The sequence below is a fragment of the Alginatibacterium sediminis genome, from assembly GCF_003610775.1.
GTDB lineage: Bacteria > Pseudomonadota > Gammaproteobacteria > Enterobacterales > Celerinatantimonadaceae > Alginatibacterium > Alginatibacterium sediminis.
In genome coordinates this window covers 87,237-103,034 of the sequence record NZ_RAQO01000007.1, presented here as the reverse complement: position 1 = coordinate 103,034, position 15,798 = coordinate 87,237, and the positions used below count along the sequence as shown (strand labels likewise).

Below are 15,798 nucleotides of genomic sequence, written 5' to 3'. Positions count from 1 at the left end.
TCTGAATCCGCAACCATAGCTTTGGTTTGCAGCGATTAGACAGTGTTACTCAAATTGTCGCAGCACACTGCAACGGGTTAGACCCAAAGGAGATAAAAATGCCTGTACGTGTCACGGTTTGGGGCGAAAATGTCCATGAGCATACGAATGAAATAGTTGGAAAACTCTACCCAGACGGCATGCACGCCTGTATTGCTGCTGGACTTAATGAAGACCCAGAAATACAAGCAGGTAGTTGCGTTCTTCAAGATCCCGAACATGGCCTAACTGCAGAGCGCTTGGCTCAAACAGATGTTCTTATTTGGTGGGGACATTGCGCTCATGGCGAAGTTGCCGACGAAATTGTCGATAGGGTACAAGAACGAGTTCTGCAAGGCATGGGCTTGCTGGTATTGCATTCTGGGCATTATGCCAAAATATTTAAACGCTTAATGGGAACCACCTGTTCATTGACCTGGCGTGAAGCCGGCGAAATGGAGCGCTTGTGGGTAACAAACCCTGGTCATCCTATTGTACAGGGCATTGATAAGTACATTGAATTACCACACACCGAAATGTACGGCGAACCCTTCGCGGTTCCAAATCCGGATGAAGTAATATTTATTTCCAATTTTGCTGGTGGCGAAGTCTTTCGCTCGGGTCTAGTTTATCGACGCGGTAATGGCAAAATATTTTATTTCAGACCCGGTCATGAAACCTATCCAATCTACTACGATGCAAACATCAAACGCGTACTCAAAAATGCAGTCAAATGGGCTCAGCCCGAAGGGTCTAGTTGGATTGATGATTGCCCTGAAATCCCAGTTGAAAAAGCACCTAACAAGATCGTTAGTCAAGGTGAAGGCTTACATAAACCGGGCGAAGGAGGGTTCAAGTAATGTTAAAAGTTGCCATTATTGGCGCAGGAGGCATGGCAACTGCGCATGTTAAAGCTTACCAAGAAATAAAAGACGTAAAAGTGGTTGCGGTTTGCGATATTTTGCCGAAATCGGCTAAAGACTTTGCGCAAAGCTTTGCTATCGAAAATTATTTTTGCGATGTAGATGAAATGCTAAGCACGGTTGAAATTGACGCGGTATCCGTGGTGACCCCCGATGCTCTGCATAAATCGATTACGCTAAAAGTGTTAGCCGCTTCAAAACATGTGCTGTGTGAAAAACCGCTTGCAACCAACTATGCCGATGCAAAACAAATGTGTGATGCCGCAACCAACGCTGGTGTCATTAATATGGTAAATCTTAGCTACCGAAATGCCCCCTCAATCCATAAGGCCAAGGCCTTGGTTGAGTCTGGAGAAATCGGTCTAGTTAAGCATGTTAATGCTAGTTATCTACAAAGCTGGCTAAGTAGCAATGCTTGGGGAGATTGGAAATCTGAATCGAAGTGGTTATGGCGCTTATCGACTAAACATGGCAGCAAAGGCGTATTAGGTGATGTTGGTGTACATATTTTAGACTTAGCTAGTTTTCCGGTCGGTGATTTTGCTGCGATTTCGTGTCAACTTAAAACCTTTGCCAAAGCGCCTAACGATCAAATCGGGGAGTATCCATTGGACGCCAATGATTCGGCGATTATTAGTGCCCAGTTTGGTAACGGAGCATTAGCTGCTATTCAAGCCACGCGTTGGGCAACGGGTAATTTGAACACGCTTAACCTAAGTATATTTGGTGATAAAGGGGCAATTGAAATTTGTCTTAAGCCAGGTGAAGAGTGGAATGAGCTTAAGGTATGTAGCGGGGAGAATGTGAACCCAGGGCTTTGGGAAAGCATCATTTGCGAACCAACTCCTACTATTTATCAACGTTTTGTTGAAAGTATCCGCAGTGGCGTGAATGATGAAGCTGATTTTGCTAGAGGAGCTGCATTGCAAAAAGCGCTCGATCAATGTGAAGCCAGTAGCCGTAGTCAAACCTTGCTTTCGATTTAATCGCTACATCGCCATAAAAAAGCCACTTCAACATAAGTGGCTTATTAGATTGTTCTGGATCAGAAAACTAAGGCTCTCTTCGAGTGGCATCTTTAGATTCGAATGCTTTTAGATAGTCGTGGATCCAAACTTGGGAGCGGATCTTTCGGCGATTTCCTCGTTTTACATACTGGTTACTTTGGGATTGATCGATGATCCGAGCTTTAGTTGTGTCCGAGAATTGAATTTCTAAAATATCGCGGATAACTTGTTTAAGCTTATCGTCATTAATAGGTGTTCCAACTTCTACCCGGCTTTCAATGTTGCGAGCCATCCAATCAAAACTTGCGATAAAGGTTTGGTCTTCACCTGAATGGTGGAAAATAAAGACGCGCGGGTGTTCTAAAAACCGATCAACAATACTGATAATCTTGATGTTATCGCTAATACCTTTGAGACCAGGGACCAAAGCACACATGCCGCGGATGATCATTCGAATTTTCACGCCAGCTTTACTTGCAGCATAAAATCGATTGATTAGTTCTCGGTCTACAAGGTTGTTTACTTTGATGGTTATTTCAGCTCTTTTACCTTGGTTAGCCTGATTAATTTCGAAATCAATCAAACTAAATAAGCGACGACGGGTGTCGATCGGTGACACGATTAGATGTTTAAATTTGTAGCGTTTGTAGGGCATTTCTATAAATTTGAATACATTACTGACTTCAGTTCCTAACTCTTGATCGCGAGTAAATAGTGAAAAATCGGTGTATATTCGTGCTGTTTTTTCGTGAAAGTTCCCGGTTCCAATATGGCTGTAGTAAACATTGCTGCCGTCTTCTATACGAGTAATCAGCAGCAACTTAGAATGTACCTTCAGACTTGGCATTCCAAACACGACTTTAACGCCCGCGTCAGTGAGCTGTTGTGCCCAGCTCATATTCGACTCTTCGTCGAATCGTGCGCGAAGTTCAATCACTACAGTGACCAACTTTCCGTTATTAGATGCATCAATCAGTGAGTTGATGAGTAGCGAATTTTTCGCCACACGGTAGATATTGATTCGAATCGAACTGACTTTGGGGTCAAAACTGGCTTGGCGCACAAATTCGGCAACATAGCGGAACTTGTGATAAGGGTAATACAATAAAATGTCTTGTTGGGTAATAGCGTCGAATACCGTAGGGTGGCTATCGAATACACGGCTATTTAACGCGCCCAATTTGGGGTTTTCTAAGTACTTAAAGCTGACGTTAGGAAAGCCAATAAAGTCTTTAAAATTATGGTACCGACCGCCGCCATTACTGTGGTCTAGTTTACTAATGTGCAGCATTTTTTTTAGTTTTTTGACCAAGGATTTAGGCATATCTTCGTCATAGACAAAGCGCACAGGCTCAGCAACCAGCCTTTGTTTTAAACCCTCGGACATTTTTTCTAGCAGACTTTGGTCAACTTCGTCATTTAGGTCGTACTCAGCGTCTCGGGTCATTTTCATCGAGTATGCGCTTGCACTTTCATAATTAAAGAATGGTCTTAATAAGTCATCTAGACAATATCGAATAATATTGTCTAGCACCACGATGTATTTCTTGGTCTTATTACCATCAGCTGGTAATTGTACAAAGCGGGGTACAGCGTCGGTTGGAATTTCAACTAAAAGGTGTTGAGTGTCATCTTGTTGTTGCAGTTCGATGGCAAGATAGGTGTATTCATCTTTTAGAAAACGAACCAAATCGGTACTTTTAGTCAGTAATATTGGTGAAATGTGCTCTAGAACGTGGTTTTTAAAGTAACGACGGATCCAACGGCCATGACTCTCTGAAATTTGAATATCATTGACCAAAAAGATATTTCGACGGGCGAGGGTTATGAGTAGTTCATTGTAGGTCTCATCGAAAATTTGCTGAGAGCGCTGAACTCTTGCGAGAATTTCATCGAGTAATAGCTGCGAGCTATTATCTCCGCCCTCAAACTCGTTTAACAATACTCGACGCTTAAGGTCTGCAACTCTGACTTTGAAGAACTCATCCTGATTATTGGAATAGATACCCAAAAAACGCATGCGCTCGATGATAGGAACTGACGGATCACGAGCTTCTTGTAACACTCTGTCGTTAAACGAAAGCCAGCTTAGTTCTTTATCGATGTATAGGCTTGGCGCCGGTTCGAAATCTTGTGGGCTCATCCGTATCCTCGGTCATAATAAATCTATGGTTAGGCGAAATCGACGATCAGGTCATCCGCAAGTTTCTCCAGTGCACTTTGCAATTCGAAAAGCTTTTCGTCGCTTGGGGCTGCTATTTGTATATGGGCTTGGAACAAGTTTCCTCCCCAGTTTGGCGCAGGCTTACACTCTGTTTTAAGCTTGATTAGGCTAATACCAATATTAGCAACCACCTGGCTTAGCTCTTGAACAATACCGGGTCGGTCATTTGCAGTCACAGTAATGCTAATCCGAGGAGCTTTATCGTCAGCTGCATTCATTGATTCAACCACATGTATGGATAAATCAGTTATTTGATTCAATGCGAGTTTTAGTTCGTCAATATGAGCCGCATCAATATCAACTTGAACGATACCAGCAAATTGACCGGCAAGTTCACTTAGGCTGCTTTGTAGCCAGTTGCCGTGGTGACCCTGAATGCAATTTGATAAATCTTCGACTATACCGGGGCGATCATTAGCGATGACACTTAAAACAATATGCTTTTGCATTACTACCTCTTTAAGGGTTTGAGGCATTCAAAGTTAAGCTCAAATTAGCCCAACCATGCTACCTATTGATGGTTACATTTTTATGACAAGCGAATATGGACATACTTTAAGATTAAGCCAATCTGCCGATAATTTCCAAGCTTTGCCGCTAAAAATTCGTGCTGAGATCAATTTGAGTTCGAATATTTAATGCTTTGTTTTATATGCAAAATAAATCTAGCTTAGCTAAAACTCCTAAATCTAATTTACTTAGTCTGCCGGATGTCACATTAGTGTAATAAAACAGTCATATACTGCCGCCAACACGATAAGATTGTGAGGATCTCATGACGCAGAATGTGTCATTTAAAAGTAGCAAGAGCCGTAATTTTAAGGATAAGCTTGCGCGCTACGGAGTTAGCTTAGGCGGGGCCATAGTGCTGGTTGCCTTATTGCTAATATTCTTCTATTTGCTGTACGTGGTTTTGCCCCTTTTTAAAGGTGCTGATCTTACTCCAGCGAAGAGTTTTCCATTGAGCGACAACGGTCGCACTTTGATGCTTGGTGTAGAAGAACAAAACGAAATTGGCTATCGATTTAACTTAGATGGACAGCTGGATTTCTATAACCTAAGTGACGATGGCCGTGAGTTTGAAGGTTTCAAACTTGATAAAACCATTGTTGCGGCAGCGAAAACTATTCCTAGTCATGGTGATGTTGCTTACGCAACAGCTGATGGTGAGGTTTACGTACTCAATGCTAAATTTGAAACTAGCTATCCAAATGACAAGCGCTTAATCACACCGGTGATTGGTTTTCCACTGGGTGAAGAGCCGCTGGCTTTAGATATGGGTGATAGCTTGGTCAAAAGCTTAGCCTTTGAGCGCGATAGCGACACTATAAAGATTGTTGCGATTGATGATGGCGCCCAAGCTCGCATTTTGACCTTTGAAGGTGAAGAAAACTTCATCAGTGGAGAGATTGAATGGACTAGCCAGCAAACTACCGTCCCCGGGATCCCCAAGCAAGTTGACCAAATGTTGTTGACCCCCGATTTGCGAAGCTTATATATGCGAAGTGGCAATCGGCTTTCTATCTACGATATTCGTGATGCTGAAGAAGCAACGCTACGTGATGTTGTGACTATCAATGCCAACGGCGCAAATGTGACCGATATGGCGTTGATGTCAGGTGCTAGTTCGATCATGATCGGCAACGATAACGGGGTGATCTCACAGTGGTTTGATGTCACAGAGAATCGCAAACGACAACTGCGAGAGATTCGCCAGTTCTCGGTCGATGCCAGTGTGAATGAAATTAGCAGTGAGTACTATCGTAAAGGTTTTGCGGTTTCTGCTGCTGATGGAAGTTTGTCGGTCTTTCATACGACTAGTAATTCAAAGTTAGTTAGCGAGAAGCTCAGTCAAGGCAAAACGTATAACGTAGCGTTTTCCCCACGTGCGAATGGCTTGTTCGCTATGACCTCAGATGCATTAAGTTTCTATAAAGTGCACAACGAACACCCAGAAGTAAGTTGGTCAGCACTGTGGCAGAAAGTTTGGTACGAAGGTTACCCCGAACCTCAATATGTTTGGCAGTCGACGTCTGCGAGTGACGAGTTTGAACCTAAGTTGAGCTTGGTTCCAATTTCTTTCGGCACCATCAAAGCTGCGTTCTATGCCATGTTGTTTGCCGTTCCTATTGCAATTGCTGGCGCCATTTATACCGCATATTTCATGTCCGGCCCGGTGCGTCAGTTTGTTAAGCCTACCGTAGAAATCATGGAAGCCTTGCCGACCGTTATCTTGGGATTCCTAGCCGGTTTGTGGCTTGCACCGTTAATAGAAGATAATTTGCCAGGGATTATTGCATTGGTAATTTTATTGCCGATAAGCTTTTTGTTAACCGCATGGCTTTGGACGAAGCTTCCTAAATCCATTCAACAAAAAATACCCGATACCTGGAGTTCATTAATCCTAATTCCGGTGGTTATTATGGTGGGATTGTTTGCTTTCGAAATGAGTCCACATCTTGAGCTTTGGCTTTTTGATGGTGATGCTCGATTGTATATCACCAACGAACTTGGTATCGATTTTGACCAACGTAACTCAATGGTCGTTGGGATTGCCATGGGTTTTGCAGTCATTCCAACTATATTTTCAATCGCGGAAGATGCCATATTTTCAGTACCAAGGCACTTAACCAATGGCTCTTTAGCTTTGGGGGCTACGCAATGGCAAACCCTAACCAAGGTTGTTATTTTAACTGCCAGCCCAGGTATCTTCTCGGCGGTGATGATGGGCTTAGGTCGAGCGGTTGGCGAAACCATGATTGTGCTCATGGCAACCGGTAACACACCGGTTATGGACTGGAGTATTTTTCAAGGCATGCGGACGCTATCAGCTAATATTGCTGTTGAAATGCCAGAGTCAGAAGTCGGTAGTTCTCATTACCGGGTATTATTTTTGGCCGCATTTGTCCTCTTCATTTTCACCTTTATATTTAACACCATCGCTGAGTTTGTACGTCAGCGCTTGCGTGAAAAATACAGTTCGCTTTAAGCAAAGGACGCTAGCATGAATAAGTGGTTTAAATCAGGAGCGCCTTGGATCTGGATGACAGCAGGTGCTGTGAGTATCAGTCTGGTTGCGGTGGTTGGATTATTGATCCTAATTGCGGTCCGTGGTCTTAGCTATTTCTGGCCAAGTGAAGTGTATGAATTCGACTTGAGTATTGTTGGGCAGCAAACAACGGTAATTGGAGAAATCTACGATAAAGAGTTGGTTCCATTGCAACGCTTGCAAGAGTCGGGTGCCGATGTCTCTGGTCTCGATGGAGAATTTGTGGAACGTTTGCTACTGAAAACCGGCAACCGTGAATATGTAGATCTAGATTTTCGCTGGATAACAGAGAATCAAATTTTATCTCAAAAAGTACCTGAAAACATCGCTGTACTAGAGCGACGTACTAACGGTAACTTTTATGGCTACATTGAAGCGGTAGTCATTGATGGCGAGCAGTTAAAGTCACGTGATGACCATCAACAGGTATTTGATTCTATTCGACGTTCCAACGATTTAATCGACGAAGCTGATTCTCTGCAAAAGTCTGAGATTGGTAGTGTGAACTATCGTTTGGAGCGGATCCGTCTTAAACAGAGAAAACTGGAGCTTGAACACGCGTTAACCACTGATATGATCAGCGATTTTGACGCTCAGCGAGAAGTGCTACATCAAGAGTATTTGGTGTATGAAAAAAGCTTGTTTGCACTTAGAGATCAGGCGGCTCGAGATAGCTTGATTGTGCGTGATATGCGCGGCGAATTAGTCACTATCCCACTAAACAATATTCTGGATATCCATTTTCCCAATGAAATGGGAGTGATTGCCAAATCGGGTCACTGGCTGCATCAAATTTACAAGTTTGTAAGCAGTGAACCGCGTGAAGCCAATACTGAAGGCGGTGTTTTCCCCGCGATTTTTGGTACAGTATTTATGGTGATGCTAATGGCGGTGATTGTGACGCCGCTAGGTGTGGTCGCCGCAATTTACCTGCACGAGTATGCAGCGAATAACTCCTTTACCAAGTTGATCCGCATTGCGGTAATTAACTTAGCTGGTGTGCCATCTATTGTATATGGCGTGTTTGGCTTAGGTTTCTTTGTGTATATGATGGGGGGAAGTATTGACCAACTTTTCTACCCTGAGTCGCTACCATCGCCAACTTTTGGTTCGCCTGGCGTTATTTGGTCAGCTTTAACTTTGGCAATTTTAACGCTGCCAGTTGTAATCGTCTCGACCGAAGAAGGTTTATCGCGGATCCCTAGCTCAGTGCGTGAAGGCTCCTTAGCCTTAGGTGCAACCAAAGCTGAGACCTTATGGAGAATCGTAATCCCAATGGCTAGCCCGGCGATTATGACAGGCCTGATTTTAGCGGTTGCGCGCGCTGCTGGTGAAGTTGCACCCTTAATGTTGGTTGGTGTGGTCAAACTGGCTCCAACACTGCCTTTGGATGGGAACTTTCCGTTCATTCACCTAGAGCGTAAGTTCATGCACCTTGGCTTCCATATCTATGATGTTGGTTTCCAAAGCCCGAACGTTGAAGCAGCACGCCCTTTGGTATACGCCACCTCATTCTTGCTAGTGACTGTGATTGTAGGGCTAAACTTAGCCGCTATTCAGATTCGCAACAAACTACGTGAAAAATATAAAACACTGGAACAATAGTCGAACTCGACGATAGGTAAAAATATGATTTCTTTAGCAGCCGAAAAATCAAACAATAAGGTTTTGGACTTACAAAACCTTTCACAAGAAGATACGGCCCTTGAGGTTCAAAACCTCAACTTGTTTTACGGATCGAAACAAGCGCTTTTTGACGTTTCGATGAAAATCCCTAAAGGTAAAGTAACCGCATTTATTGGACCTTCGGGTTGCGGTAAATCGACACTACTTCGCTGTATCAATCGCATGAATGACTTAGTCGATATCTGTAAAGTATCGGGTAAAATATTACTTCATGGTGAGAACATATATGACAAGTCAGTGGATGTTGCGGCATTGCGCCGTAACGTCGGAATGGTGTTTCAGCGCCCAAATCCATTTCCAAAAACCATCTATGAGAATGTTGTCTATGGTTTACGCTTACAAGGGGTGAACGACCGACGTAGTCTCGATGAAGCGGTAGAGCGTTCACTTCGTGGTGCCGCGCTTTGGGATGAAGTTAAAGATCGTTTGAATGATAATGCTTTTGGTCTTTCTGGCGGACAACAACAACGGGTTGTGATTGCACGCGCTATCGCGATTGAGCCGGAAGTATTGTTACTTGATGAACCTACATCAGCTCTTGACCCTATTTCTACGCTTACCATCGAAGAGCTAATTAATGATTTGAAAGACCGCTATACGGTTGTGATTGTGACCCACAACATGCAACAAGCGGCCCGGGTGTCGGACCAAACAGCATTTATGTATATGGGCGATATGGTTGAGTATTCAGATACAAATACTTTGTTTACCACACCTGCGAAAAAACAAACCGAAGATTACATTACTGGCCGCTACGGTTAAGGCGAAGGATAAAATGGATAAGTTGAATTTAGATAAGCACATTTCGGGTCAGTTTAACGCTGAAATTAACTTTGTTCGTAACCAAATCATGGTCATGGGCGGGTTAGTCGAGCAACAGCTACGTGATGTGATAAAAGCGATGGCAACTCACGATGTTGAGCTTGCCCAGCAAGTCGCTCGTCGTGATAACAAGGTGAACAGCCTTGAAGTAAAAATTGACGAAGAGTGTACTCGTATCATCGCCAAGCGACAGCCAGCGGCAAGTGATTTGCGTCTGATTATGGCGATTGTAAAAACCATTGCGGATCTAGAACGTATTGGTGATGTAGCCAAAAACGTAGCTCGTATGGTTGAGAATGGCCTCGGTAAACGCAGTAATATCTCGGTTGCTAGTTTGGAAACGCTAGGAGAGCATTCGGTTAAAATGCTTCATGACGTACTTGATAGTTTTGCACGTATGGACGACGAAGCCGCCTTTGTTGTGCACCGCGAAGACGAAAAACTAGATAAAGAGTACGAGCGCCTGTTTCGCGAACTGATGACCTATATGATGGAAGATCCACGTTCTATTCCAAATGTTTTGGACGCGCTTAACGCAGCGCGCTGCTTTGAGCGTGTGGGTGACCGTTGCCAAAATATCGCTGAATACGTTATCTACTTTGTCCGTGGAAAAGATGTACGTCACTTAGGTACGGATGAAATTGCAGAATTGCTGTAGCCAGTAATATGTAACAGTTCCTCAAAAGCACACCATTTATTTGCTAGGCTTTTGGGGGCTCTTCTGGTGGTAGGCTAACGGTAATGCTCATCAGGGTATTGGTGACGAATAGCAACGAATTGTTCAATGTTCTCCAGTAGATATTGGCTTAGTTTCGGATCAAATTGCTGTCCTGAACCAGATCTAAAATACTCGACCACGTCTTGAATAGGCCAGCTTTCTTTGTAACACCGCTTGCTTAATAGCGCATCAAATACGTCTGCAATCGCTGTAATACGTGAATAAATGTGAATGCCTTCACCAGATTTTCCATCTGGATATCCACAGCCGTTCCAGTACTCATGGTGCTCAAGCGCGATAATTGCCGCAAGGCGCATAATGTCGCCTTCATTGCCATACAGCAACTTGTATCCGATACGACAATGGTTTTGCATTAGTGTCCATTCGTTACTTGAAAGCTTAGTTGTTTTTGAGAGGATAACTTCGGGGATGCCTATCTTGCCGACATCGTGCATAGGACTAATGGTTTCAAGAATGTCGCGTTCGCGATGACTAAGCCCTGCATATTTTGCGAGCAGCACCGAGAGCTTAGCAACCCGTCGAACATGATTTCCGGTTTCGCCAGAGCGCGTTTCTATTGACTCCCCAAGTACATGAATAAGGCTTTTTTGGACGCGCATCGTTTGACCTTGCAAGGTCAATATTTTTTTATCTTTCTTAATAATTTCTTTCTTGCGTTTTAACACAAATCCCAAAAGGACAATGATGAGTAGTAATACGCTGATGATGCTGCCAGAGATAAGTATCAGTGCAAAGTTACGAGTAAAAAATGACACTGGTTTATTTAAGATAAGGGCGTCACTAGGAAGTAGTTCTTGGCTTATGCCAAATTTCTGGAGAGCGCCGAATTGGAAAACTGAAGGATTTAAGTTTTCGGATTGCAAGGTAACGCGAACAGGGTTTGGTAATTGCTTTGAAAGAATGGTGATCATCTGCTGTCCAAGCATATAGGAGCGATTCACATAACCTCCTAAGACATCCCCTTTGAGATAAAAACCCCACATGACAAACACAGGGGCTTTGCTGGCTAACGATATGACTTCTGCCGTTTTGGTATAGCCGTGATAAATATTGTTTTTTATTTCGGTGTTGAAGTGAGTTAGCAATACCGCGTCTTTCTCATCAATAGATGACAGTAAATGACTTGTCTCCTGCAGATCTTGGTCTCTAACTTCGATTAGTTCAATATTTGGATAATGGGAGAACTCTTCAAGAAAAGACTTTCTCAGTACGTTTGAAGACAAGCTATTGTCGGCGACGTAGTAAAGGCGTTTGATAGCAGGTCTTAATTTAACGATGAGCTGTAAGTTCTGTTTTATGTAGTCACGCTCATACAAAATGGTTCCTTTAGACGTGGTGGTATGTAAAGACGCTTTAAAATCGTTGATCCCTGCTGCAACCGTAGGTAGGTTTTTAAAGTTATTTAGGTTTAGTTGGTTAAGAAACCGCAAGGCATAGTCGTCGGTAATCAACAGACCATCGATTTGGTAGTTCTGGTATTTTGTTGATAAGTAGTCTTGAAGCCTAGCGAAGTATTCCGGACTGTTGACTCGTTTGCTATCAATGTACTCGACCGAAAGGTGAATAGGTCTATCTGCCGATTGTATCGCGTCGCTAATGCCATTTTGGAGTTCTTGCGTCCATTCGTAACCGGCATTGTAGGAATGTAAAACCAAGACGTGATTCTCTACTGCACTTGCTTCAATGACCTGGCAGACAAGCATTACCAGCCCCATGCAGAACGATTTTAGTGCTTTAATGAGCATGTAAACCTCCCTGTATTGCAGTGCCCATCTTTTGATAGTACACCTACAGTGGTTTAATTTTTTTTGATCCTAAACAAGAGCTGTGGCTATTTTTTCAGCGGAATGATGCTAAAAAAATCAAATCCGATCTGGTTTTAACAGGTATGAGAACAACACTTTCAATTGAGACATCTGGATACTTGCCCAGACTGAGTGACCAAAGGTGATAAGAAATACGCAGCAACCAAACCAAATAATGAATTAGGTTAGATGGCTGCGTTAGGTCTTAGTCGCTATGATGAATGCCGGCTATTTGATGCCAGTAGCCGTTTACAGTATCAGGGGTAGGGTAGTTACTTTGCCCTTCTTGATTACGACGCCTAAAGCTTTCAAGGTGCTCTATGGACTCTTCGCCACTTGGACTTAGACGAACAATATCCACTAAATCACGCATACTGGCTTGATCATTAATAAGATCGTATTTTTCACCGGATAGAGTTTGAATACCATTAAGCACAAACAAAGGCTGTCCATCTTGACTATTAACTTGTCGACCATGAGGGTAGTTGATGCAGCAGGTCTCGCATTCATCTTTGGTTTTATTCTCAGAGCGGGCAGTAAAACAGCGGGCTGAGTAAGCCAAAGGTAAATGCCCGTAAGCGAAAACCTCTACTTCAAAGCTGTCCCGGATACCTAAGTCTTGCGCGTCTTGCAGGGTTTTGGATAACCAGTCTCGCGATAATTCAACTGGCATGACCCAACGCTGCATGCCTTGGCGCTGCAGTACATTTAGTGCGTCGGCGTTGTAGACGTTAACGGCGGGGCCAACTATAAATGGCAGTTTTCGTTGGCGCAGCATTTCAATTGCGCTGACATCGTTGGCTTCAACTAAAAACTCACCGTTATCGATAAGCTTTTCAATATTACGTAACTCTGAGGGAGCTTCTAGTAGCGCCATGGATGACAAAACGACTTGCTTGCCCTTACTGGCAAGGTCGCGGGCAACTGCTATCCAATCGTTATGGCGCATGGCGCGTCGTTTACTACAAACTGACTCGCCCATATAAACAATATCGGCGCTACTGGCAGAGGCCAGTTGATAGAATTCTTCAGTTTTTTGTTTTGGCCAATAATAGAGAATGGGACCTAGCGCGTACTTCATTGATTAATACTCCTATTGCCATTGCTTGTGGTAGGCGCCTAAGGTGGTTTGACTGCCTTCCGAAATACTTGCAAGTTGTGCCATCCATTGGTCCGTGACCTGATAACGGCTTGGGTCAGCACTATATCGGTCTAACGCTTGTCGCCATACTTGAGTGACTTGTTGCACGTATGCAGGGGAGCGCTGTCGACCTTCAATTTTAACCGCTGCGATATTAGCCTCAGCGAGTTCAGGGATAAGTTCTAATGTATTCAAACTGGTTGGTTCTTCGAGGGCATGATAAACCTGACCGTCGACATCGAAGCGGCCCTTACATAAGGTTGGGTAACCCGTGGTTTCATTAGGAGCGTAGCGGTCAATTAGAATTTTATTCAAGCGCGACTCTAAGCCTTCAGGACCTTCTTCCCAGCGCACAAATGAGGCAGGACTGCAGGCACCCACGGTATTGGGAGATTCACCGGTTAAGTAAGATGATAAGTAACAACGACCTTCAGCCATAATACATAAGCTGCCATAGGCAAAGACTTCGAACTCCATCGTCGGACAACTTCTCGCTATTTGCTTCACCTGGTGGATAGACAAAACTCGAGGCAAAACCACTCGACTGACCCCAAAGTTATTTTGATAATAGGCTACGGCTTGGGCATTGGTTGCTGAGGCTTGAACAGAAAGGTGAACTTCTAGATCGGGGTGATGTTGGGCGCAATAATCCAATACAGCGATATCTGCCACAATCACCGCATCGATGCCATTGGCGGCCGCACAATCTACCGCTTTATACCATTGCTTCGCATCACCTGGATGGGCAAAAGTGTTAATCGCCAAGTTCAATTTCTTGCCCTGCTTGCGCACAAGCTCAGCGGCCTGGATTAAGCGTTTGTCATTAAAATTGAGTCCTGCAAAGTGACGAGCGTTGGTGTCGTCCTTTAAGCCGATATAAACCGAGTCAGCGCCACTTTTAAGTGCTGTTTTTAATGCGGGTAAACTACCAGCTGGGCAAAGTAATTCCATAATTTGTTCCCTAATGCGTACTGACCATGATTTTACGCAGCGAACATCGAAGTCTTTTTGACCCAAGACAGGTTTATACAGTTTGTAAGTCGTTAAACTTGTTGATTTCCATCTATCAAAAGGTCTTCTGTGTTAACTACCTTTATCGCCAACGCTCCGCAGCCTCAGTGGCTGTTCTCTAAAATTGTGAAAACAAGCCCGTCTATGATTGCATTGGCGGCCAAACTTATGCCTCTGCAAATGCAAGCGCTTATGATCCAGAAGGGCTTAGGGCAGTTATTTGTGGAGCAAATAGAAGACGGAGATTTGGATTTTTTAGAACACAATTATTTAAAATTGGAGATAAGCGATTTAGATCTACGTTGGTGGATTAGTTTTGCCGACAACCAATTTCTCGTCAGTTCTATAGAGCAAACGCATGCGGTTAGTTTTTCTGGGCAAATAAACGATCTAATGCTGATGATGGGCCGAGAAGAAGACCCTGATAGTTTGTTCTTTCAACGGCGCCTGAAAATTGAAGGGGACACTGAATTAGGTTTATACGTCAAGAACTTACTCGATAGTCTTGATGATGAACAAATGCCGGTCTTATTGCAAAAAGCGTTAAAGTTTTCAGCTGGTTTTATTGCCAAATACAGAAACTAAGTATGCTTGCATAGCAGCATAGGGCTTTCAATAATTTGACTGCTAGTAGCGGTCAAAAGTCTGCTGAATGTCTTCATACAGGCTTTTAGTCCAGTCCGGAACCGAGTATTCGTCAACAGATAGGGGGGTGCGTCGCGGATCTCGTGGAGCTATGGCAACTTTAATATTTTCAATTCCTGTCCGCTCAGCCAAAATAAACAAATCTTCGATAGCTTGATCGCCCATCGCTAAACAGCCTTTAGAACTGGCTTTACCATGAATGAAGATATTTGAACCAGGACTATGTCGACCATCTTGTCTGGCCATCATTTTGTCAAAATCGTTTGGATAATTGATCTTCATCGACAGATGAAAGTTACTGTTGGGGTTTAAGGCAGTAATATCGTAAAGACCCTCTGGTACTTGTAAGTCGCCTTCAACCAACTTAGGACCAGACACACCGCTGGCATGTAAAATGGCGTAAGTGTGTATTTTTTTGAAGCCTTCACCAGAATCTGCCCACAACTCTAAACGCTGTTCTTGTTTACTCGCTAGCATCATCACCCGTTTTGGGGGGTAGTCCACGTCTGCTTTTACAAACTTAGGCAGTAACCGTTGCAAACTTGTATTTTGATATTTATCAACGACTTGGTCAACCGTACGATGGTTTTCGGCGTAACTTAAAGAGGGAAAAAAAATGAGACTCGAAAGAAAAACGATTAGTACTAACCACAACTTGGGGAATAACAACGCAGGACAACCTTAGAACAATAATTCGCCGCTATTTTACCTTAACTATTGCCTTCGTC

Annotated in this window: 13 protein-coding genes; 7 read left to right on the top strand and 6 right to left on the bottom strand. The window is 43.6% G+C overall.

Annotated features, from left to right (window positions below):
- Nucleotides 1-98 precede the first annotated feature (98 nt).
- Entirely contained in the window at nucleotides 99-878 is a 780-nt protein-coding gene (locus tag DBZ36_RS13475) for a ThuA domain-containing protein (RefSeq protein WP_120355478.1), read from the top strand.
- Nucleotides 878-1,927 carry a Gfo/Idh/MocA family protein gene (locus tag DBZ36_RS13470; RefSeq protein WP_120355477.1) on the top strand — a complete coding sequence of 350 codons (1,050 nt, stop codon included), beginning with the start codon at nucleotides 878-880 and terminating at the stop codon, nucleotides 1,925-1,927. The genes DBZ36_RS13475 and DBZ36_RS13470 overlap by 1 nt, the downstream gene beginning before the upstream one ends.
- Nucleotides 1,928-1,994: 67 nt before the next feature.
- Here DBZ36_RS13470 and ppk1 read toward each other — a convergent pair whose 3' ends face one another.
- Both ppk1 and DBZ36_RS13460 read right to left on the bottom strand, forming a co-directional pair.
- Nucleotides 1,995-4,091: a polyphosphate kinase 1 gene (gene ppk1, locus DBZ36_RS13465; protein ID WP_120355476.1), complete on the bottom strand. Its 2,097-nt coding sequence runs from the start codon at nucleotides 4,089-4,091 to the stop codon at nucleotides 1,995-1,997.
- Between the two features lie 29 nt (nucleotides 4,092-4,120).
- Nucleotides 4,121-4,621, bottom strand: a complete 501-nt coding sequence (locus DBZ36_RS13460) for a glycine cleavage system protein R (protein WP_158589103.1) — start codon at nucleotides 4,619-4,621, stop codon at nucleotides 4,121-4,123.
- 326 nt (nucleotides 4,622-4,947) lie between these two features.
- Between DBZ36_RS13460 and DBZ36_RS13455 the strand changes: the two genes are divergently transcribed.
- The 4 genes from DBZ36_RS13455 to phoU are packed head-to-tail and all read left to right on the top strand — an operon-like array spanning nucleotide 4,948 to nucleotide 10,387.
- Complete coding sequence (locus DBZ36_RS13455; protein ID WP_120355474.1) at nucleotides 4,948-7,161, top strand: ABC transporter permease subunit; 2,214 nt, start codon at nucleotides 4,948-4,950, stop codon at nucleotides 7,159-7,161.
- A 15-nt stretch (nucleotides 7,162-7,176) separates the two neighbouring features.
- Complete coding sequence (pstA, locus tag DBZ36_RS13450) at nucleotides 7,177-8,826, top strand: phosphate ABC transporter permease PstA (RefSeq protein ID WP_120355473.1); 1,650 nt, start codon at nucleotides 7,177-7,179, stop codon at nucleotides 8,824-8,826.
- A 24-nt stretch (nucleotides 8,827-8,850) separates the two neighbouring features.
- Entirely contained in the window at nucleotides 8,851-9,669 is an 819-nt protein-coding gene (gene pstB, locus DBZ36_RS13445) for a phosphate ABC transporter ATP-binding protein PstB (protein ID WP_120355472.1), read from the top strand.
- A gap of 13 nt (nucleotides 9,670-9,682) precedes the next feature.
- Complete coding sequence (gene phoU / locus DBZ36_RS13440) at nucleotides 9,683-10,387, top strand: phosphate signaling complex protein PhoU (protein ID WP_120355471.1); 705 nt, start codon at nucleotides 9,683-9,685, stop codon at nucleotides 10,385-10,387.
- A 74-nt stretch (nucleotides 10,388-10,461) separates the two neighbouring features.
- Here the strand turns inward: phoU and DBZ36_RS13435 are convergent, their stop codons facing one another.
- The 3 genes from DBZ36_RS13435 to ubiU form a co-directional block, all read right to left on the bottom strand.
- Nucleotides 10,462-12,213, bottom strand: coding sequence for an HD domain-containing phosphohydrolase (locus tag DBZ36_RS13435; protein ID WP_120355470.1), 1,752 nt, complete (start codon nucleotides 12,211-12,213; stop codon nucleotides 10,462-10,464).
- Between the two features lie 265 nt (nucleotides 12,214-12,478).
- Nucleotides 12,479-13,354: a U32 family peptidase gene (locus DBZ36_RS13430; protein WP_120355469.1), complete on the bottom strand. Its 876-nt coding sequence runs from the start codon at nucleotides 13,352-13,354 to the stop codon at nucleotides 12,479-12,481.
- 12 nt (nucleotides 13,355-13,366) lie between these two features.
- The gene (ubiU, locus tag DBZ36_RS13425) at nucleotides 13,367-14,365 is read right to left on the bottom strand and encodes a ubiquinone anaerobic biosynthesis protein UbiU (protein ID WP_120355468.1); all 999 of its coding nucleotides are present in this window, start codon (nucleotides 14,363-14,365) and stop codon (nucleotides 13,367-13,369) included.
- Nucleotides 14,366-14,494: 129 nt separating this feature from the next.
- Between ubiU and ubiT the strand changes: the two genes are divergently transcribed.
- Entirely contained in the window at nucleotides 14,495-15,010 is a 516-nt protein-coding gene (gene ubiT, locus DBZ36_RS13420; RefSeq protein WP_233558140.1) for a ubiquinone anaerobic biosynthesis accessory factor UbiT, read from the top strand.
- Nucleotides 15,011-15,052: 42 nt separating this feature from the next.
- On the opposite strand, the gene DBZ36_RS13415 is transcribed toward ubiT, so the two are convergent.
- Complete coding sequence (locus DBZ36_RS13415; RefSeq protein ID WP_233558139.1) at nucleotides 15,053-15,739, bottom strand: L,D-transpeptidase family protein; 687 nt, start codon at nucleotides 15,737-15,739, stop codon at nucleotides 15,053-15,055.
- Between the last annotated feature and the right edge of the window lie 59 nt (nucleotides 15,740-15,798).

Coding starts and splice junctions, on each gene's coding strand:
- pstA (WP_120355473.1), top strand. CDS start 7,177: ATGAATAAGTGGTTTAAATCAGGAGCGCCTTGGATCTGGATGACAGCA.
- DBZ36_RS13455 (WP_120355474.1), top strand. CDS start 4,948: ATGACGCAGAATGTGTCATTTAAAAGTAGCAAGAGCCGTAATTTTAAG.
- DBZ36_RS13430 (WP_120355469.1), bottom strand. CDS start 13,354: ATGAAGTACGCGCTAGGTCCCATTCTCTATTATTGGCCAAAACAAAAA.
- ubiU (WP_120355468.1), bottom strand. CDS start 14,365: ATGGAATTACTTTGCCCAGCTGGTAGTTTACCCGCATTAAAAACAGCA.
- DBZ36_RS13435 (WP_120355470.1), bottom strand. CDS start 12,213: ATGCTCATTAAAGCACTAAAATCGTTCTGCATGGGGCTGGTAATGCTT.
- ppk1 (WP_120355476.1), bottom strand. CDS start 4,091: ATGAGCCCACAAGATTTCGAACCGGCGCCAAGCCTATACATCGATAAA.
- DBZ36_RS13470 (WP_120355477.1), top strand. CDS start 878: ATGTTAAAAGTTGCCATTATTGGCGCAGGAGGCATGGCAACTGCGCAT.
- phoU (WP_120355471.1), top strand. CDS start 9,683: ATGGATAAGTTGAATTTAGATAAGCACATTTCGGGTCAGTTTAACGCT.
- DBZ36_RS13475 (WP_120355478.1), top strand. CDS start 99: ATGCCTGTACGTGTCACGGTTTGGGGCGAAAATGTCCATGAGCATACG.
- pstB (WP_120355472.1), top strand. CDS start 8,851: ATGATTTCTTTAGCAGCCGAAAAATCAAACAATAAGGTTTTGGACTTA.
- DBZ36_RS13460 (WP_158589103.1), bottom strand. CDS start 4,621: ATGCAAAAGCATATTGTTTTAAGTGTCATCGCTAATGATCGCCCCGGT.